Raw genomic sequence first — 21,047 nt, forward strand, 5'->3', positions numbered from 1 at the left:
ATATAATTATTTTTTTAAATTTTACTTAATTATTGAATTAAATAACCATGAATATTTATAAATTTAATATCAAATAATAGCAATATTAGTTAATATAATTAAAAAATTAATTAATAAATATCTATAATAAGCAAGATTATTTTCTAATTATTAAAAAATTAGAAAAAGTAATATTATTGACTATGATTCTCTGATTAACAGATTTAATAGAATAAAAATTAATTAATTTTAAAGAATATAATCGAATTAAAATTAACCTAGATAAATCTTGAGGCTTTTCTAAACTAATATTCGAAGCTAAATAACAATTTTTATTAAATTTTAAATTTTGAACAAATTTAAGAATATTTTTTTTCGTATAAAAATGATCTTTATTTAACAAAGATTTTTTTTTACTTTCTAAAAAATTTTTCGTTTTTTCTGAAATTAAATTTAATTTATTAATAACCAAACTTTGTTTATGACGACGAGGTTTATAAAAAGAAAATTGATCTAAATTATGAATATAACTAAAATTAAATAAATAATCATATTCGAAAACATAATCATTGATTAATTTAATACCACCAATTAATGTATGTATTAAATGATCTTTTTTATTATCAAAAAATAAAATTCTTTGACAAATGATTTGTAAATATTGTTCGTTTTTGATATCAATAATCTCTATTAATCTATCAGCAATTTTTAAATTTAATTTCATTTGTTCAATTTGTTCTTTTATTAATGTAATATTTTCTTCTAAACTTTTTCGATTAATAACGCATAATTGTTCACTTAAAGTTTTTATATATATATGATAATCTTCTAATTTGTTTAAAAATAAATTAATATATCTGCGATATTTGAAAAAATTATCTGATGTTTTTAACCAATAATAAGAAGAATCGAAAAAATTTTTTTTATAATTTCTTAATAATTGAGACAATAAATATTGTGTATTAATATAATTTTTAGAATTTAACAAATGATAATAAAAACGATAAATATTAGATTTTAAAATTTTTAATTTCCATAGAATATTTTGTGTTTTAATCAAAGCTTCATAAAAATTAGCATAATTTTTTTCAATCAACAAAGATTTTAATAAAGCATAAATACTATAGATATTACCGATTGACTCTGGTTTAACTTGATTAATAGTTTTTTTAAAAAAATGAATCATTTCTAAACTATAATCAAAAAAACTTAAACAATCGGTATTATAACCAATTTTTTCTTCACCAATCCATCCATATTTTTTCAATAAATAAATAATTTTAGAAGCTTTCTGTTTCGCATTAATTATAGCTTGAGAATCCATATCTTCATCCAAAAAAATATTATTTTTATCGCTAAAATAATTTTCTAATACAGAAATAGCTAAATTTTTTTCAATATATCCATCAAATTCGTTATTAGCTAAATCAGCCAAAATAAAAAGACAATCTAAATAAATTTCTTTATGAGAAGAAGATAATAAATTAAAAAAATTTAATGGCAAAATATCAAACAATTTTTGAGACATCTTTTATAATCCAAAAACCTTTCTAATTTATTTATTGCATTTTATTAATTAAAATAAAATATTAATTTAAAATTTTTATTATCAATTATTAAAATTTGTTAAAATACATTGTCTTAAATGATATAAAATATAAAAAAATATTAAAAAAATTAAAATTTAAATAAAGGATTAATAAAATGAAAATTAAAACTATTAGATCTTTTGATCCTAATTACCAAATTTCTAAAGAAATTTGGAAAAAAATTTTTAACGAAATTCGCTTTACACCTTCCTCTTTTGATTTGCAACCATGGCATTTTTTTATTATTAGTACAAGCGAAAATAAAAAAAAATTACAAAAATATATGATAGGTAATCTTCAACAAACTCAAAATAGTTCTGCTATCGTATTATTGTGCGGGAATATACAAAAAGTCGAAAAATCCCAATATATTTATGAAAATAAATTAAAAAATAAAATTATTTCATCAGAGCAAAAAGAAATTATTTTAAAACAAATTAAAAAACATTATCATAATATGAATAAGCAAAAATTAAAAAATGAAATTTTTTTTGAATGCGGTTTAATCGCATGTAACCTCGTTATGACTTTACAAAACTCTAATTATAATACCTGTTTTATGGGAGGTTGCCATTTTAATAAATTAAACGAATTATTCAATATAGACAAAAAATATATACCTATTATTTTAATAGCTGTAGGTCGACAAAATAATAATGATAAAATAACTCCAAATATTAATAATTCATCGCCATTTAAACTAGATATAAATGATTTTGTTAATTTTTTATAATTGTTTAAAAATTAATATATTTATTATTACAAAATATATTAATTAAAAATAAATCATTTTATTAAATTTTTAATGAATTATCAAAAGCATTCGAAAATATAAAATATATAAATAAATTTTCTATTTTTTAAAAAATTATTTTAAAAATTATAAACAATAAATTTATTTAATAAAATTTATAAAAATAAAAAAATTAATTATTTAAAAATATTTCAATTTTTTAACATTATTCAAAAAATAAACAAAATCATTTATTAAAAAATAATATAAAACAATTCGTTATATATTTTAAATACCAAAACATTTTAAAATAATTAAATAATTTTTAAATCAAAAAATATCATTAAATTAATTTTTTTGAATAAAAATATTTTACTTATTTAAGGAATATCTACAAAAAATAATTATATAAAACAAGCACAAAAATATAATAAAATTGGTGGAGATGAGGGGATTCGAACCCCTGTACAAAATTAATTAGTTTTATTTGTTGTACATAATTATTTTGTTTTATATTCTAAAAACAAACAAAAAAATATTTAATAAATTTAAAATTTAAAAATAAAAATCAAATATCCAAGTAAATCAATAATTTACCTAGATATTATCAAAATTAATTAATAAAAACCAAAATAAAATTATATAAATATAATTATATTTAAGCTGTTGCGTGAACCAAACCAGATTCTGTTAAATCATTAACAAAAAAACCGGATTTATAGTCATGTTGACTATTTTTATTTTCTTTATTGCCGTTTATTAAAAACCTCGAACGTTTTTACTTGCGTAACCAAGTTATGACAAATAAAACCTTTTAATTTTGGCGAAACCAATAAACATCCCCATCTATATTTTAATTTAAAAAAAAATATAATCAATAAATAAATATTGATTATTTTTTTAATTTATATATTAATTAAAATATCAAGGTTTAGGTAATAAAGAAGTTAAAAAATCATTATTCAAATTATGTAAAAAAGTAACAGATGAATTAATAAATTTTAACCAATAATGTAATAATTTATCATAATTTGTAATAACAAAATCTGTTTGCTTCAACATTGTATCTTTAAGTTCATCATTTTTTTTATAAACATCAACTATTCTTGCAGCAAAATTAATTTTATTTTGGTAAATAGATTCGTTTTCTAAAGCTTTTTTATATAAAAGAGTACCGCATAAAGCTACAAAAATATTAAAAGCTATAAAAAAAAGCATATTAAATAATTTGAAAAACATAATATAAAACCCCTCTAACAAGTCGTTTCCAATAAAATTATAAGAAAATAAGATATGATTTTAACTATTTTATTCAAACCAAAGAAGAACTAATTTAAAAAAGTTTTTTACAAAATTAAATATCATAAGAAAATTTAAATTATTTTAAACATCTTAAAGTCGCTAATTGTAATAAACTAAAAGGTTTATTATAATGAGGATTAAAATAAGAATCAATAGAAAATAAATTATCTACAGTCATTTGTTTTTGAATACATAAACTCAAAGTATTAATCTGTTCTAACAAATTAGATTTAGATAAAATCTGACCACCTAAAATTTTTTTAGTATTTTTTTCAAATACAATTTTAAAAATAACTCCATTATAATCTGGCATAAATTCAGGTTTATCAGCATCTTTAATAACTTCAACATCATAATTCAATTTCAATTGTGAAGCTACATATTCCGTAATTCCCGTAGAAGCGATATTGAGTTCATATATTTTAATAGCACTAGTGCCTTGAACTCCGGAAAACGCTATTCTATTATGTTTAATATTTAAACCTACAATAGTTCCTGTTTTAACAGCATTTGTAGCCAAAGGAATATATTTATAATCCATTAAAGGATTATATAATACATTAATGCAATCACCGCAAGCGTAAACATCAGGATGGGAGGTTTGTAAAAAATCATTTACAATAAAAGCGCCGTTAGGTGATGTTTTTAAATAACCATTAGCAATACTTGAATTAGGAAGAAAACTAATACATAAAATAACCATTTCTGTAGCAAAAATATCTTTATTAGTTTTAACATGAGTAACTAATCCATCTTTAGTAATAAATTGAGAAACTTTTTGTCCTAAAGCTAAATCAACATGGTGATTTGTAAATTGTTGTTGAGCAGGTTTAGTAAATTCAACATCTAAATATTTAGACATAATCCTATCTTCGGCATCAATTAAAACAACTTTTTTGTTTTGCAAAGAAAAAGCTTCAGCTAACTCAACACCAATATAACCAGCACCTACAATGGTAATATTATTAACATTTTTAGCATATTTAATAATTTCATTCGCATGATCAAAATTTTTGCATAAAAATAAGTTTTTAGAATCAATTCCTTCCAATTTCGGAATTACCGGCCAAGAACCTGTAGATAAAATTAATTTGTCAAAATAATCAAAAAATTCTTCATTAGTTTGTAAATTTTTAACCAAAATTTTTTTTTGATCAAAATCAATCCGCAATACTTCATGTTCTAAACGCATATTTATCCCTAATGTAGACAATTCCTGAGCATTAGAATAAAATAAACCTTTTTTATCTTGAACCACTCCACCAATATATAAAGCTATACCACAGGATAAAAACGAAACATTATTATTTCTTTCATAAACGGTAATATCAATATTATCATATGGATAAGTTTTTCGAATAGTCTTAACAGCTGCAGTGCCTGAATGAGTACAACCAACCACTATAACTTTCATCTTTTTATTCATAAGATCACCTTTTTATCTATTAAAATTCTGTTTATAATTTGCCGTTAATTTAATTTTTATAAGTAATCAATTATAAAAGATATACAATTAAATTATAACATATATAAAACAATTAATTGATAGTTTAAAAGTTACAAAATATCATTCTAGAGGCAATTGTTGAATTAAATTTAAATCATGAAATTTTTTTAAAATAGTTTTATTTAATTTAACTCGTTTTTCAAAATCTTGTTGTGTAAATAATTTTTCACCGCGCGCTTTAACAATATTATTAGCCCCTACTTGGCCTAAGCCATCAATAGTAATAAAAGGCATAATTAAAGAATTAGATGATACTTCCATAACAAAAAGATTAGCTTCGGATTTATTTAAATCAATAGGTAAAAAATTATAACCTCTATCTTTCATTTCTTTAGCAATCTTTAAAGTATGAAGTTTTTCTTTTTGAACTGTTTTCATATCTTTTTCGTTAGATTTTTGTAATATTTGTGCTATTTTATCAGTTGTTAACATCATATTTTCATAATCAAATTGAGAAACTCTAGTAGAAAAATAACCTTTATAAAAAAGTAAAGGAGCATGAACTTTAAACCAAGCTATTCGTAAAGCCATTAAAACATAAGCAGCAGCATGTGGTTTCGGAAAAAGATACTGAATTTTTTGTAAAGATTCAATATACCAATCATTTACATTATGCTCGCGCATTATTTTAGATAAAGCTGACCATTTTTGTCTATCATTATTTTGTTTTCCTTTGCGAACCAATTCCATAATCTCAAAAGAAATCAATTTTTTCAACCCTTTAGAAATTAAATAATTTAAAATATCATCGCGACAAGTAATCAAATCAAAAATACTTTTATTATCTTTCAACTGATCTTGAGCATTACCTGACCAAACACCAGTACCATGAGATAAACCTGATACTTTTACTAAAGTAGAAAAATTAAATTTTTTTTCTTTTAGATAAATTTCATTTAACATATTACGAACAAAAGGTGTACCAAATTCAGGAATTGCTTGAGAAGTTTTGCATTCTTCTTTATTAGCAAAAATTTCATAAACAAGATTATCATCAACAGGAATATCTTGAAATCTACTAAAAGGAAATTCAGAAGGATTTTTAAGAACATCATCCATCAAAAACTTAATCAAAGTAGGATCATCATGTCCCAAAATATCTAACTTAAATAAATTTTTTTCTAAAGCGTGATAATCAAAATGAGTGGTTTTCCATTCCGAAGAAACATCATTAGCCGGAAACTGTATAGGAGTAACATCATATATAGATAATCCACTAGGAATAATAACAATTCCGCCAGGATGTTGACCTGTAGAACGTTTAACTCCTTCGATCATAATCACTCTACGATCTCTTTCATTATCGCGAATTATAATTTGTTTTTCTTCCATAAAAGATTTAATATAACCATAAGCATTTTGTTTAGCAACTGTTTGAATAGTTCCAGCCCGAAAAACACAATTTTCTCCCAACAACTCTCTAAGATAATTATGAATTTGATTTTGATAGTCTCCAGAAAAATTTAAATCGATATCTGGTTTTTTATTACCATCAAAGCCTAAAAAAGTTTCAAAAGGAATATCCTGGCCATCTTTCACAAAAGGTTGATTACAAAAAGGACAACTCTCTTTTGGCAAATCATAACCAGAAAATATAGTTTTAAACTTTTTTTGATATTGTTGTATATCTATAACAAAAGGCCAGGATTGTAAATAATTTTGATATTCAGATGTTAGCGTTTCGGTTATACTCGTTTTCATAATAGTATATTTACAAACAACACAACGATAATGCGGAGGTAGTGGATTAATTTCGGTAATACCCAAAATATTAGCTATTAAAGAGGCTCCAACTGAACCACGAGAACCTACTGGATAACCATCTTCAGTAGATTTTTTAACTAATAAATATGATAAATAATAAATCGCTACAATATTATTATTTTCCAAATTATCTTTAGGCGCAATCACAGATAATTCTTGTTCAATCCTATATTTAATGATAGGATGTAATAATTTTCCATACAAATTCAAAATTTTTTCATTAACAATATTAAGAATTTCTGACCTAATGCTAGAAATTTTTAGATTTTTAACAAACATATCGTCAGGAATATTAAAAAGTTGATCAGAAAAAAATTTAAATTTTTCGATTTGTTGATTCAATAAATGAGTATTATTTATAACCAAATCTTTTTTCAATTTTTCATCAGAAATAAAATTAAAAGAATCTAACATTTCTTGAGTAGTTAAAAAATAATTATCAGGTAAAAATTTTGAAGGATATTTCGAAAGACGATGTAAACCTCCACCAATTAATTTCGCATTAATATAAACTTCACGTAAAATTTTTTCGTAAGGATATAAATAATGAACATCTCCTGTTGCAATAATAATTTTATTTTGTCTTTGAGCTTCTTTAATGATTTTAATAATAGTATCTTTTATTATACTTAATCCATAAGAATTATCTATATCAAAATCCGAATCACCATTTAAATCATAAATAATATGACGATAAGCCTGAGGAGGTTGAACTTCGATATAATCATAATAAGAAATAGCTTTAGCTAAATCATAATTATTTTTATATAAAGCAATATTGAAAACATTACTATCAAAACAACCGCTACCAATTAATAAACCTTCTCTGTATTTTTCAAAATTAGATTTTAATAAACGAGGTTTTTTTATAAAATCCCTTGTTAAGGCATCGCTTATTAAATGAAATAAATTATTATAACCTTTTTTGTTTTTAACTATAATATTAACATGATAAGGTCTCTCAAATTTAATATCTAAAGAACCTTGTAAATCATAAAAATTAAATATTTTTTGCGCTTCTAATTGCTCTAACATTTCTAAAAAAATAAGAGCAGTAGCGCGGGCATCGAATAAAGCGTTATGGTATTGACCTTCTGAATCAAGTTTAATTTTAAAAGATTTAACAATTTTTTCTAAAGAAAAATATTTCAAAATCTTATTGAAATATTTTTGAGCTAAAGTTAAAGTGTCAATAACTGGTAATAAAGGCCAATATAAGCCAATATTTTTAAATGTTTCTTGTAAAAATTCAATATCAAAACTGGCATTATGAGCTACTAAAACACAATTAGGACAATCCCTAATAAAATCTAAAAATTTTGACAAAATTTCTTTAATATGAGGTTTGTTTAATAAAATTTCGTCAGAAATATTAGTCAATCTCTGAATCAAATTACTGATTTTTATATCTTTACCTGGATTAATTAATTCATCAAAATATTCTATAATTTTACCATTTTGAATTTTAACGGCAGCTATAGAAATAATCCGATCCCTAGTTTTAGAAAAACCAGTAGTTTCAATATCTAAAACCACATAATTATGATTTTTCAAAACAAAATCCGAAAATTTATTTAAATTAATTTCTTGATTAGTAATAAAAATTGGTTTTTCTTCGATAAAATCTAATTCAACTCCTAAGATAACTTTAATATTTTTATTGTAAATATATTTATAAATTTCTGGAAAAGCATATAAACCATCATGATCTGTAAAAGTAATAGCTTCATGACCCCATTTTTCTGCTAATTCTATATAATCTTTAGCACTAGTAATAGCATCCAAATTGGACATTTTAGTATGTATATGAAATTCAATTCGCTTTTTGCCAATATAATCATCTGTTTTTTTAAAAAAAATAGATGATTTATCTAAAATCTTATAATCTTTTAAATTAAAATAAAAACTTTTTACTTTATCTTTAATCGGTTTAGATGGTTTAATTTCAATAACAGCTGATATTAAAATTCCTTCACGCAAAACATTAATTAAATCATCACGTTCTCTTTTAGCCTTTTTTATATCTTTAGATAAAAATTTTTTAACTAAAATAGAATCTTGACAACTAATAGGATCTACCAAATAAAAACTAATCCAAAATGTTCCATACTTATCATGATCGATTACAAATTGAATATAACCTTGAATAATAATTTGTGGAAATTTTTTATAAAATAAAAACATTTCATCATAAACAATGGGGATATCTTGAAAATTAAATAAAGGAATATTTTTATTATTTTTTGATAAGTTATTGGAAAAATATTTATATTGATGAACCGTTTTTTCGGAAATAACATCTTTATCAAACTGTAAAAATTCAAAATCAAAATTAAAATTATAAAATTTTATAAATAATTTTTGTAATTGATGCATTTTTAATTTTAATTCTGAAATGTCAAATATTTCTTCTATTTTATTCTCTCTTTTAAATAAACACTTTTTGGTATTTAAATCCAAAATAGGAGTATTTTGAAAAAAAAATATTAATTTTTTATCTATATCTATGCCCGAGTTTGTAATAATTTTATCTAACATATATTGATAATGTTTTTTCCAAATATAATCATCCTTTAACAGATTCCAATCTAGAATACGAAAATGTACATTAATTAAAGGTTGTAATTGTACAAAATTTTCTAAATCTTCACTTAATGGTTTTAAAAAAAAATTTTGAAATTCTTTTTCAAAACATTCAAAATGTGTAGTTTCTTCAGGATATTCTTCTATTTGGAAAAAACAATCCCAACTATTCATTTGTTTATCATCAACCACAACTTCTATTAATGGAAAATTTCTAATATTTTTATTTTTAATAAATTTTATAAATTTTGAATAAAGCTTCATTATCGATCTCAACTTAATTTATTAATTATCATTTTAATTACCCTAAAGTTCCATATATAAAATAAAAAAAACATGAATAGTTATTCCATGTAACTTTAAAAAATAAAATAATTTTTTTGGATGGTATGGTACTGATGATCGGACTCGAACCGATATAAGTTATTCACTTGTTTGATTTTGAGTCAAATGCGTCTACCAATTCCGCCACATCAGCATTAATAATAAATCAATTATAATAAATTATTAATAATACTCACTAACTATAATAAGATTATATCACAACGTCTCTTGAAAAACTATCTGTAATTTTTTCTATCTTAAAAAAAATTAATTAAAAAATCTTCTTATTCAATAGCTTTTAATTTTTAATAAACTTATTAAAATCAAAAAAATGCATTCAAAATTAAAATTAATATTTTTTCACAATTAATTGTTAAATAAATCTATATAATATCAATATTTATTTCAATTAAAAATTAAATAATAATTTTCATATAATTATAAATATTTTTTAAAAAATAATTATTTTTAAAATTTTAGCATTTTTATTATTTTGATTATTTAAAAAATAATATTCTTTATTGGCTCCTAAATAAAAAGTATCCTCTTGTTTCAATAAATAATGTAATTTATCTAAAATTAAAAAAATCTCACCCTCTAAAATAAAAAAAAACTCATGATAAACGGATTTAAATTGTAACTCAGTTTGACCTTGAGGTTTAATTTCGATAATAATTGGTTCTATTTTGAATTTATCTAAATTTTTAAAAATATGATAAATTTTATTTTTTAAATTAGGGTTATTTTGAATATGGAAATCTGTTTTCTTATTGATAACCATTATAGATTCTTCTTGTCGAAAAAAATCTACTGTTGAAATTTTAAAAATTTTTAAAATCAAAAATAAAGTATTTAAAGATGGTAAAATTAAATTATTTTCAATTTGCGAAATATAACCTGTGGTCATATTAATTTTTTGAGCTAATTCTCTTTGAGTTAATTGTTTTTGCAATCTTAAATTTCGAATTTTATCACCTATATGCATATTAGTTTCATTTCCTTATATATCTACAATGAATTAATTAAAATTATATACCAAATATTTTAATTAATTTTTTATATAATCTCATAAATTTAATTAACATTTTTTGTTTTAAAATAATCAAATTTTTCTTATAATCTGTCTTTAAAACTTGTTTATTTTTATAAAATTTATACCACCACAATATTTTTAAAAAAATTAAACGAATTTTTTGAAAAAACAATATTTTTTGTATTTGAATTTTTTGATAAATTTTAATTCTATTAATCTGATTCAATAATTGATTATTACTTTCAATAATTTCTTTATTTTGGCACCAATGATTAAATAAAATTTTATTACGCTCACTTTGTTGTTGTGTTTTCAAAAGATTACTATGATAATTTTGATCTTTTAAATGTTTTTGGTAAAGATCTAATTGATTTTTACATTCATAATTAATTTTTTTATTTTTATCATCATATTTTTTTTTAATTTTATTTTTTTGAATAATGAAATCTTTATCTATGTCAGCTAAAGAATCTTTTAAGTTATCTTGAATTAAATCTATTTGCCATTTCATTTCTTTTAATTTAGATTTATTTTGTTTTTCATATAAGTTAATTTCATTACGAATCTGTTTTTCTTGTTTTTGGTATTTTATTGTTATATCTTTTAAACTATCATCACGTATTACTTGAGTAATATCAAAAAATACCTTTGAAATACGATCAATAATATATTCGCCTTCTTGTAATAAAAAATAATCTTCATCTGATTGAATTTTTTTTATATGAGAAATTTCTGCATTAATAACATCATACTCTCGAACAAAAAAACTTCTAGGTAATTCTAAATGATTATAATAAGATAACCATTTATTTTTAATTTTATTTAAATAAAATGAATATAAAATGCGATAACCAAATTTAGTATTAGAAAAACTATTAAGTTTACAGGTAAGCTGAAAAATTTGATATTGTAATAAATTATTAGTTTGAATAAAACAATTTTGTTGTTTTTTTAATTGGCTAGTTATGTGTTTTTGTAATTGTTGTTGTTTATTTTGTTGATACTCTAAATATTTCATTTTTTTTTTAAAAAAATTTCCAATTGTTTCATAAATTTTCATTTTTTTTTCAAAAAAAACTAAAAAATTTGTATTTTTATCAAGGTTTTTTAATTTCATCTTATGCATTAATACACTAATAAAAGAAATGTTTTGATTATAAAAATTTAAAATTACTTGATTTAAATTAATTTTTTGTTTTATTCTATTAATTTTTAAATTTAATAAATTAATTTTTAAAATATAAAGATATTTAAAATGTTCATCTATAATTTTATTTACAAAAATTTTATTTAATTGATAAATAAATTGTAAATTAATTACAGTAAAATCATTATTAATTTTTTCAAAATAAAAACTTTTAAAAATATTAAGTTGTTCTTTAATTTTTTGCAAAACTTTTAAGTGCGTTTGATTTTGTTTATTTAAATAATTATTAAATAATGTAATATTGATTAAATTTTTTTGTTTAATAAAATTATTTTTAGCAATAATATCCCGAATTTTAATTTTAGGTATTTCGATTTTATACAAATAATTTTGTTTTTTTTGTTCATAAATAATATTTTTTAAATTTATTTCATATGCTTTATGATAATGCAAATTATAAAGTTGTTCTTTTAATTTTTGTATTTCTTGAAAATTTTTAAAAATTTCATGATCATATTTCATTTTTAAAGGGATTTTTTTCATTTGTAATTGCATTTTTAATAAACATTTGCGTTTTTGATTTTGTTTTTGTAATTCTAATATATCTTTTTGATATTGTATATCATTTAATTTTTCAATTAAAATAAATTTTTTTTGTAAATTTTCATAAGATAATCTTTGTTTATTTTTTTCATCTATAATTTCTTCTTGTATTAATCCATATTTTTTTTTTATCTTAAGTAACGTCAATTCCATTTCCAAGTTATCAATTTTTTGCAAATAATTGTTATGAATTAATTTTTGTTCTTTATTTTTAATCAAATTAAGATTATCAATTTTGAAGTTATTTATTTTATTAAAAATTTGTCTGTTATATTCGACAACATTTAACTTACAATTATAAATAAATTTAAATTTCATATATTGGAAACGCCAATCATATAAACGCATCAAATACATTTTTTGATATATAAAAAAATCTCGCATCAGATTTTTCATAATAGAATAACTATTGGAAAACATTGGAGTAATAAAAAAAAATCCTCTTACATATTCTTCCCAAATTTTTTGTCTTTTTTGTAAAATTATTTCGTATTTTTTATTAAATTCTGATTTAAATTGATCAAAAATTTTATTATGCATTTCTATTTTTTTTTGCAATAAATTAAAATAATTTTTAATTTCTTCTGAAAAATAATTATTTTTTTGAAAATTTTCTTCTTGCAAATGTTGAATTTGATTTTGATAAAAATTTTTCATATTTTCGATAGAATAATTTAAAATATCTTTTAATTGTTTAATTTTTTGATTTAAAATAATAATTTTTTGATGAAAAAAGTCATAAATATCCGAAATATTTTTATGATATTTTTGATTAAATTGAGAATATTTTTCTATAAACAAATTATTTTGTTCAATTTGCTGTTGTTGTAATTCATTTTCCAATAAATTTAACTTTTGAAATGCCATCTTATATTTATCATTGAGTTTATCTTTGTTAATATTATATTCAGTAATGATGTTACATTTTTGCAAAATACTTTGTTGTTTTCTTTTTTTAAATTCTTGATTCAAAGAAATTTCTTTATTATTAGTAATTATTCTAGAATTTTCTAATTTTTTACTTAATTGTTGTTTTAAATTATCTACATTATAATGATAATCTATATTTAACTGTGGGATATTAGAAGCAAATTGAGGAGTTAAATTAGTATGAGGAACAGCGCTATAAATAGGTAAAAAAATTAAAAAATCTTTCATATAATTATCATTAAATAAATTGATTTGTTGAATTTCATGACATAAAATAATTATATTATTAATTAAACATTTAACCATAGGATCATAATTAGGTTCTAATGAATTATTTAAACTATTAAAATTATTATTTTTAAATTTTTTTCTATGCATTATAACCAAACAACCCCTTAAAGAGATATTATCACTTGAACTTATTATATATTTGATTTTAAATTTTAACAATATAATTCCATAATATAAATAAAATAATAAATGCTTTTGTTAAAAAAATTTAAAAATAATATTTATTGATTAATCATTATTTTTAAATATTATATCAATATTTCTAATTAATAAAAAAAGTAAAATTTAAATTAATTTACAAATTTAATATAAAATTAAAATTTAAATTAATTAAAAATTAATTACTTTTTTTAATCTAATTAAATAATAAAAAATATTTTTTTAATAAAAATTTGTTTTTGATGAAATCGTTTTTAATTCGCCATCAGCTTTATAAATATATTGTTTATCCACAACATTATTTTGTTTATCCAAAACTTTTTCATCCATAAGTAATAAATCATCTTTATTTTGTGATTTTTGATAATGTTTATAAGAATTATTAATTTTATCTTCACAACGTTTATCTACAATTATTCCATTTTTATAGACATCAGAACACCAAACTTGTTTTTGTACATCATATGTATCAATTCTAAACACTTTATTATTACCATCTTTATAAACAATTTTAGTTACTTTATTAGCTAACAAATCAGTTTCTTTTTTGATAGTTTTAGTAAGAACACCATTATTAAATAACCTTATAATAGTAGCTTGTTTATTATCAGATAATTCAAAATATTCAACAATAGATTCAATTATGCCATTTTTAGTAGAATAACCAATTTTTTTTCTCAAAAATGGTATATCCGAACCATCAATAATATTATAGCTTTCTTTAGAAATAAGTTTGCCTGAATCATTATAAATATTTACATTTTTATTAATAACTTTTTTTGATTTATTATCGTAAATATATTCAATAATAGATGAAATATTATTTAAATTTTTATATTTAGTAACTTTCATCAAAAGATCAATAGGTTGTTGTTGATGCAAACTATAATCAACATTATATTCCTCTATTTGAATAATTTGCTCTAAATGGTTATAAATTTTTTTAACTTTATTAATAACTTTTGATTTATCATAAATATATTCAATATTATATAATTTAACACCATCAATATTGTTGTATTTAGTAACCTTTTTTATAAAATTTTTTTTATTATATTCCTCGAACATAATAGGGAACTGATCATACGAATGTTCATATATTTTCAAACCTACTAATTCACCATTATTAAAAATTTTTTTTCGTAAAGCATTTCTAAAACTGTCAAATAATTCTTGATCAATCGAAAATGATGATTTTTCGGAAATAAATTTTTTTAAATCATCATTATATTTATTATTAGAAGAAAGTTTATTGTCAGAAAATAATTTAATTTCATTAGATTGTTGTTGTTTTTGAGAATTAGCATAAATGGCAAATAACATTCCACCAATCAACAACAAATTAAATATGGATACAATAATTCTATAATTAAAAATTTTTTTAATATTCATATAAAATATTTTTATATTCCTTAACTAAATGGACTTATTATAAAACAAAAAAATAAATAATCGAGATAAAATTTTTTAAAATTTATCTCGATTAATTTTACCAAATAAAAAACAATAACTCTACAATAATTAAATGAACATTTAAAATAATAAGTTTACAAAATAATAATTATCTATTTATTATTATTTTTTCATATTATTTTATTATTAAATTAAACTAAAATTAAACTACTATAAAGTTGATTATAAATTTGACTAATTTGATTGTTACTAAATCCGAATTTCATTAATTTTAAAGAAAAACTCAAATCTTTTCTAATATCTTCTGCTAACATGGATAAAATATTATGATCTGATAAATAAGATTCAATAATCATTTTTCTTTGTTCGGGAGTAAAAAATTTATCTGGCTCTTCATCAAAAAACACAACAAAATCATGCTCATTAAGCTCCATTAATTTATACCATTCAATTTTTTCACCTTTTAAAACTGCTCGGATATATTCATGAAAAAATCGATTTTTAAATTCAAAATAAAAAGCTAGTTGTTCCCAAGTAAATCCAAATTTTTTCAATAACTGAAAACTATTAGGATTTTGTCTAATATATTCTTTTAAAAGCATTCTAATATTATAATTAGCTAAATAAGAGTTAATAATCAATTTTTTTTGTTTAGAAGTTAAAAATTTATCAGAATCTTCAGTAAAAAATACCGTTAAATCTTTAATATTTAAATCTTTTGGATTTATATATAAATTTTTTTTCCCTTTTAAAACCTTATTAATATATATTGCAAAATTTTTATTTTCAAATTCAAAATAAAAAGATAATTCTTCCCAAGTAAATCCAAATTTTATCAATTGTGAAAAAAGATCATGATTCTCTTTGATACATTCTTTTAAATCTGATCGAATATCATAATTTTTCAAATAAGATTTAATAATTCTATTTCTTTGTTCTTTAGTAAAAAATTTATCCGGTTCTGCTTTGAAAAATACCATTAAATCCCGACTATGAATAGTACCTAATTCACGCCATACAATATTTTGACCGTTTAAAATCTTTTGAATATATTTATGAAAATTTGGATTTATAAATTCAAAATAAAAAGCTAGTTGTTCCCAAGTAAATCCAAATTTGATTAATTGTGAAAAACGAATAGGGGTATTATTGATATAATCTTTTAAAAGCATTCTGATATTATGATCAGCTAAATAAGATGTAATAATTGCGTTTCTTTGTTCAGCATTAAAAAATTTATCCGGTTCTTCTTGAAAAAATGAAAATAAATCTTCAGAATTTAAATTATTCCAAGTAACTGGTTGACATTGCAAAACCTTTTCAATATATTGATAAAAGTGTGGATCATTAAAATATCTTCGACGAAAAGCCGAAAGTTTATTATTTGTTCCAATATCCTCTATTTTTTCTTGTTGAGATACTGAAGAGTCTTCTATATTATCAATTGAATCAAATTCTTGTTCTGAAACATCATTAGATTGAACATTTTCTTGTTCATCCGCATTAAAATTATCATTTTCTTGAAAATTTTGAGCATTTATTTCGTGATTTTCTTGTGAAAATGGTTCTTCTATAATCGGTTGATCTTGAAATTGCTCGTCACTTAATACAAAAGCATCATCTCGCTGAATATTAGGATCTGATTTTTGCACCTGTTGTTGACCTGCAGAACGTTGTTTTTGATCTTTTTTACCATCTTTACGAACATTTGAATTTCTGTTATTAGTATTCGTACTTACAACATATTGATCATTATTGTCATTATTTATATTATCATAATTAACAACATTATTGTCATCATTGTCATTATTTATATTATCATAATTAACAACAATAACTCCTATTAAAAAAATACTACTAGTAATGCAAAAAACCATCACAAGGTAAGAAATATTTTCCCATAACTTATTCATGAAAATTCTATATTAATCCTTTTCTGTTTTCGAATAAAAAATAATAAATAAATGATGATAATAACTAAATGTATCTTAATCAATATCAAATACAATCGAGAAATTACTTAAATTATTTTTAAACGAACATAAAACATAAAATAATTAATAAAAAAATAAATAAATTTCATAAATCTTAAAGAATGTAAAAATAAATCTTAAATTAAAAATAAATTTTTCATAAAAAATTAAAATTTATTTAATCAAACAAAAATTAACTAGATATAACCGGAGCGAACAACTAAAATTATTCCAAAATCCCATTTAAAAATATTAAAAATAATAATAAATTTATTTAAAATAAAACCAATACACTGATTACAAATATCTAAATTTTGTCGATTAAATTTTATCATTATATATCTGTGCTTCCTATTTGAATTAAAATATTATAATCAAATAATTCAATTTACAACCAAAGATAATAATTACAAAAATTAAATTTAAATAATAAGATAAAATATTAACTAAAATCAACAAAAATTATATATTAACCAAATATATTGATAATTATAAATTCTAAATCATAATTAACAAACAAAAATCAAATTAAATTAATTTATTAAATAATAAATTTACTCTAGTTCCCAATTGATTAGGTAAAACAATAACATGTTTATCTTTTAATTGAAATTTATCAAAAACTTTATCATTTATAAACTCTTGACGATAATTAGGACCTTTCATAACAATAAAACTACCTTTAACATTTAATAATGGATAAATTAAATTTAAAATAACGTTTAATTTTCCTAAAGCTCTAGTTATAAGATAATCATATCGAAAATTATGTTTTTCTACTTTTTGATGATAAATATAAACATTTTGCAAAGATAATTCTTTAACTAAAAAATTTAAAAAAATAGTTTTTTTATATGAAGATTCAATTAAAAATAAATTTAAATGAGGAAATAAAATTTTTAAAGGGATTCCTGGAAAACCTGCTCCTGTACCTATATCACACAAAGAATTAATTTGATCAAAACGAACTAAAGAAGAAACCAACAAAGAATCATAAAAATGTTTAATATATATTAAATCTGGTTCTAATATTGAAGTTAAATTCATTTTATTATTGAAATGCCGCAAACAAATAGAATATTTATCAAATTGCATCATTTGTAATTGGTTTAATTTGAATTTATTTTGTAACTCGAATTTATACATGAGAATCACTATACTTTTGCAAATAAATTAATAAAATATTAATATCAACAGGATTAACTCCAGAAATACGTGAAGCTTGAGCTATATTAAAAGGTTTAATTTTCGTTAATTTTTCTTTAGCTTCTTGAGATAGGTTTTTAATAATTTTATAATCAATATTATTAGGTATAACTTTTTCTTCTAAATGAGAATTTTTTTTAACTTCTTTTTCTGATTTTAAAATATAATCTTCATATTTAATTTGAATACCCACTTGTTCTAAAACATCAACAGAATATTGAGATGCAAAAAAATTATTTAAAATATCTTCTTTTAAATCAGATCTTTTTAATAACTGATATAAACTAATACGACGAGAATCAGAATTAATGTTAAATTTATATAAACTATCCGCATCCAAATAAAAATTATGTAACTTTTCTTTTAAATAATTGATTTGCATTTGCTTGTTTTTTAACCAATCAAAAGTTTTATGATCAATCAATCCAAATTTAAAACCATAAGGCATTAACCTTAAATCTGCATTATCATGCCGTAATAATAAACGGAATTCAGCTCTAGAAGTTAATAAACGATATGGTTCATACGTTCCCTTATTAATTAAATCATCAATTAAAACGCCAATATAAGCTTCATTTCGTTTTAATATAAAAGGAGATTTATTTTTTAGTTTTAAAGCGGCATTAATTCCTGCAATTAATCCTTGACAAGCAGCTTCTTCATAACCACTAGTACCATTAATTTGACCAGCCAAAAATAAATTTTTAATTTTTTTACTTTCTAAAGTATGAAAAAGTTGATTAGGATTAAAAGCATCATATTCAATAGCATAAGCATATTTAATAATTTTTGCTTTTGAAAAAGCTGGAATAGTTTTTAAAATTTTTTCTTGTACTTCGGCAGGCATACTCATAGAAAGTCCTTGTAAATACATCTCATCAGATAACAAACTTTCAGGCTCAATGAATAATTGATGTCTATTTTTATCATAAAATCGTACTATTTTATCTTCTATAGAAGGACAATAACGAGGACCAGAGCTACAAACATAACCACTATACATAGCTGATTTATGTAAATTTTGACGAATTAATTGATGAGTATTTTCATTAGTATGCGTTAAAAAACATAATTTCTGTACACCTAAATTATCAATAACTGGAGGAGAACTAAAAGTTTGTAAAACTTTATCACCTGATTGTTCAACAGTTTGAGTATAATCTATAGTATCTTTATGAACTCTCGGCGGAGTGCCTGTTTTCAAGCGAATAACTTCCATTCCAAATTTTATTAATTGTTTACTTATGTTATAAGTAGTAGGAGCTTTATTAGGACCCGAATTGATAACTTGAGAACCTATTAAAATTTTACTTGTTAAATAAGTTCCTGTAGTTAAGATAACGATATCACTATAGATAACTTCACCATTAGTTAATTTTACTCCCTTAACACATAAGTCATTTTCTGGAATAATTAAATGTTCTACTAAAGCCTCCATTAAAGTTAAGTTAAGAGTTTTTTTAAGCGTTTCTAAAATAAACATAGGATATTTAATTTTATCTATTTGGGCTCTTAAACTCCTTACAGCTGGCCCTTTAGAAGTATTAAGCATTTTCATTTGAATTTGACAAATATCAGCAGCTTTACCCATGATACCACCTAAAGCATCAATTTCTCTAACAACAACACCTTTAGCCGGGCCACCTATAGAAGGATTACAAGGTAAAGATGCTATTTGTTGTAAATTGCCAGTGATTAATAAAGTTTTATGCGATTGTTTTGCTAAAGCTAAAGCAGCTTCTACACCGGCATGACCACCACCGACTACAATACTTTGGTAATATTTCATTTCCAGCATACCTTTCTGAAATAATTGTCATTTTTTAAATTAAATCTCTAATAAAAATAATAAATTTCTTCATTTTTTGTTTTTATTTGATATAAAATTTAAATATTCTTGATGTTCTAATAAAATTTTTTCCGTTTTTTCTTTACCTAGTAATATTTCAACATTATTTTTAAATTCTTGTAATAATTTTTGTTTCTTCTTCAAGAAAAGATTATTTTGATATTTAATCAAACAAAAAGAGAAAGTTAAAAATAATAAAAAAAACAAAAATATTAAAAATAATTTTAAATTACCTAAAAATAAAGATAATTTAAAACATACAATAGTATTAATTATATAAAATAAAAATCCGCATAACATATAAAAGTATCTACTTAATAGAATAGAATTATAAGTTTTTAAAGAAGAAAAAATATATTTAATAAAAAAAATATTAACCTTAGGTTGATATAAAATATCAAATTTTTGATAATAAGATTTATCTATAAAAACTCGATAAACATGATCTTTTAAAGTCCAAATGACGTATTGATTTAATTTAATAAAACTATCTTGATATTCATTTTGCTTCAAATCATAAAATTGAATTTTAACCTTTTTTTGATCAAATTCATATAAATCCTCATAAAAAGGATCACCTTTTACAGAATCAAAAACTAAAGGCAAAAGTTGAAATTTATTTTTATCCCACAAATTAAAACTCAAATTATTAAACCTATTCC

At 20.8% G+C, this 21,047-nt stretch carries 12 protein-coding genes and 1 tRNA gene; 1 reads left to right on the plus strand and 12 read right to left on the minus strand.

Translation table 11 applies throughout. The features are described from left to right. Window positions 1-136: 136 nt before the first annotated feature. Window positions 137-1,507 carry a Wadjet anti-phage system protein JetA family protein gene (locus NQK76_RS00255; protein ID WP_004995132.1) on the minus strand — a complete coding sequence of 457 codons (1,371 nt, stop codon included), beginning with the start codon at window positions 1,505-1,507 and terminating at the stop codon, window positions 137-139. A gap of 176 nt (window positions 1,508-1,683) precedes the next feature. On the opposite strand from NQK76_RS00255, the gene NQK76_RS00260 reads away from it, so the two are divergent. Continuing rightward, window positions 1,684-2,301: a nitroreductase family protein gene (locus NQK76_RS00260; RefSeq protein ID WP_213680395.1), complete on the plus strand. Its 618-nt coding sequence runs from the start codon at window positions 1,684-1,686 to the stop codon at window positions 2,299-2,301. A gap of 924 nt (window positions 2,302-3,225) precedes the next feature. Here NQK76_RS00260 and NQK76_RS00265 read toward each other — a convergent pair. The 11 genes from NQK76_RS00265 to NQK76_RS00315 all read right to left on the minus strand — a co-directional run bounded on the left by NQK76_RS00265 (window position 3,226) and on the right by NQK76_RS00315 (window position 21,030). Continuing rightward, window positions 3,226-3,540 (minus strand): hypothetical protein, encoded by a 315-nt coding sequence (locus tag NQK76_RS00265; RefSeq protein ID WP_213680394.1) that lies wholly within the window; start codon window positions 3,538-3,540, stop codon window positions 3,226-3,228. Window positions 3,541-3,679: 139 nt separating this feature from the next. Continuing rightward, window positions 3,680-5,017, minus strand: a complete 1,338-nt coding sequence (locus NQK76_RS00270; protein WP_213680405.1) for an FAD-dependent oxidoreductase — start codon at window positions 5,015-5,017, stop codon at window positions 3,680-3,682. 153 nt (window positions 5,018-5,170) lie between these two features. Beyond that, complete coding sequence (locus tag NQK76_RS00275; RefSeq protein WP_255872581.1) at window positions 5,171-9,721, minus strand: exonuclease domain-containing protein; 4,551 nt, start codon at window positions 9,719-9,721, stop codon at window positions 5,171-5,173. Window positions 9,722-9,847: 126 nt separating this feature from the next. Beyond that, window positions 9,848-9,935, minus strand: a tRNA-Leu gene (locus NQK76_RS00280). Window positions 9,936-10,232: 297 nt separating this feature from the next. Next, on the minus strand, window positions 10,233-10,766 hold the full coding sequence (locus NQK76_RS00285; RefSeq protein WP_004995143.1) for an XRE family transcriptional regulator: 534 nt from the start codon (window positions 10,764-10,766) through the stop codon (window positions 10,233-10,235). Between the two features lie 43 nt (window positions 10,767-10,809). Next, window positions 10,810-13,872 carry a hypothetical protein gene (locus NQK76_RS00290; RefSeq protein ID WP_255872582.1) on the minus strand — a complete coding sequence of 1,021 codons (3,063 nt, stop codon included), beginning with the start codon at window positions 13,870-13,872 and terminating at the stop codon, window positions 10,810-10,812. 294 nt (window positions 13,873-14,166) lie between these two features. Further along, on the minus strand, window positions 14,167-15,336 hold the full coding sequence (locus NQK76_RS00295) for a hypothetical protein (RefSeq protein WP_255872583.1): 1,170 nt from the start codon (window positions 15,334-15,336) through the stop codon (window positions 14,167-14,169). Window positions 15,337-15,548: 212 nt separating this feature from the next. Beyond that, window positions 15,549-17,270, minus strand: coding sequence for a GNAT family N-acetyltransferase (locus NQK76_RS00300; RefSeq protein WP_255872584.1), 1,722 nt, complete (start codon window positions 17,268-17,270; stop codon window positions 15,549-15,551). A 588-nt stretch (window positions 17,271-17,858) separates the two neighbouring features. After that, on the minus strand, window positions 17,859-18,476 hold the full coding sequence (gene rsmG, locus NQK76_RS00305) for a 16S rRNA (guanine(527)-N(7))-methyltransferase RsmG (protein ID WP_255872585.1): 618 nt from the start codon (window positions 18,474-18,476) through the stop codon (window positions 17,859-17,861). After that, window positions 18,469-20,325 (minus strand): tRNA uridine-5-carboxymethylaminomethyl(34) synthesis enzyme MnmG, encoded by a 1,857-nt coding sequence (gene mnmG / locus NQK76_RS00310; RefSeq protein WP_255872586.1) that lies wholly within the window; start codon window positions 20,323-20,325, stop codon window positions 18,469-18,471. Before mnmG ends, rsmG begins: the two co-directional genes overlap by 8 nt. Before the next feature lie 69 nt (window positions 20,326-20,394). Beyond that, window positions 20,395-21,030, minus strand: a complete 636-nt coding sequence (locus NQK76_RS00315) for a hypothetical protein (RefSeq protein WP_004995154.1) — start codon at window positions 21,028-21,030, stop codon at window positions 20,395-20,397. Window positions 21,031-21,047: the final 17 nt, after the last annotated feature.

Source organism: Candidatus Phytoplasma australasiaticum subsp. ipomoeae, assembly GCF_024425275.1.
Taxonomy (GTDB): domain Bacteria; phylum Bacillota_I; class Bacilli_A; order Acholeplasmatales; family Acholeplasmataceae; genus Phytoplasma; species Phytoplasma australasiaticum.

Coding starts and splice junctions, on each gene's coding strand:
- NQK76_RS00255 (WP_004995132.1), bottom strand. CDS start 1,507: ATGTCTCAAAAATTGTTTGATATTTTGCCATTAAATTTTTTTAATTTA.
- NQK76_RS00260 (WP_213680395.1), top strand. CDS start 1,684: ATGAAAATTAAAACTATTAGATCTTTTGATCCTAATTACCAAATTTCT.
- NQK76_RS00265 (WP_213680394.1), bottom strand. CDS start 3,540: ATGTTTTTCAAATTATTTAATATGCTTTTTTTTATAGCTTTTAATATT.
- NQK76_RS00270 (WP_213680405.1), bottom strand. CDS start 5,017: ATGAAAGTTATAGTGGTTGGTTGTACTCATTCAGGCACTGCAGCTGTT.
- NQK76_RS00275 (WP_255872581.1), bottom strand. CDS start 9,721: ATGAAGCTTTATTCAAAATTTATAAAATTTATTAAAAATAAAAATATT.
- NQK76_RS00285 (WP_004995143.1), bottom strand. CDS start 10,766: ATGCATATAGGTGATAAAATTCGAAATTTAAGATTGCAAAAACAATTA.
- NQK76_RS00290 (WP_255872582.1), bottom strand. CDS start 13,872: ATGCATAGAAAAAAATTTAAAAATAATAATTTTAATAGTTTAAATAAT.
- NQK76_RS00295 (WP_255872583.1), bottom strand. CDS start 15,336: ATGAATATTAAAAAAATTTTTAATTATAGAATTATTGTATCCATATTT.
- NQK76_RS00300 (WP_255872584.1), bottom strand. CDS start 17,270: ATGAATAAGTTATGGGAAAATATTTCTTACCTTGTGATGGTTTTTTGC.
- rsmG (WP_255872585.1), bottom strand. CDS start 18,476: ATGTATAAATTCGAGTTACAAAATAAATTCAAATTAAACCAATTACAA.
- mnmG (WP_255872586.1), bottom strand. CDS start 20,325: ATGAAATATTACCAAAGTATTGTAGTCGGTGGTGGTCATGCCGGTGTA.